Consider the following 418-nt stretch of genomic DNA (forward strand, 5'->3'; position numbering starts at 1 on the left):
GTTGGTAACGTCCCATTTTCCGCAACAGCTCCCACACCTGTATTACGTCCGAAGTGATGTGGAATCAGAAAATTCGAACCATCACCATCAATCTTTTCTACTTTCTTTTCTAACTGCGAAACAATATAATTCGCATTGTTAATCTGTTCTTTAATACCTGGTAAATAATCAATTTTTAATACATCCGCTAATGTCATTAATGTCGCACCCATGATTCGGATACCTCCTTATATGTGTTGGTTTGCTGATCGTAATCGCTGCAAGGCTCTTTCGCGAGCCACTTGAAAGTCCGTCGTGGGTTCATCAGATACAACCCCTGTTGCCCCGCTACCTTCCACCTTCGGCGCTTTCTTACTTTGCAGGTATTCCTGAATGGCCGTTTCTTTTGCTGAAGTCAGCTGTTCTTCTAACTGCTGCG

At 43.3% G+C, this 418-nt stretch carries 2 pseudogenes; both read right to left on the bottom strand.

Features of this window, described 5'->3' with window-relative positions:
• Positions 1-212: pseudogene (locus ACODS7_RS32675) on the bottom strand (phage major capsid protein); the annotation flags it as partial.
• Between the two features lie 15 nt (positions 213-227).
• Positions 228-418: pseudogene (locus ACODS7_RS32680) on the bottom strand (MFS transporter); the annotation flags it as partial.

It is taken from the genome of Bacillus sp. FG16 (assembly GCF_057809515.1).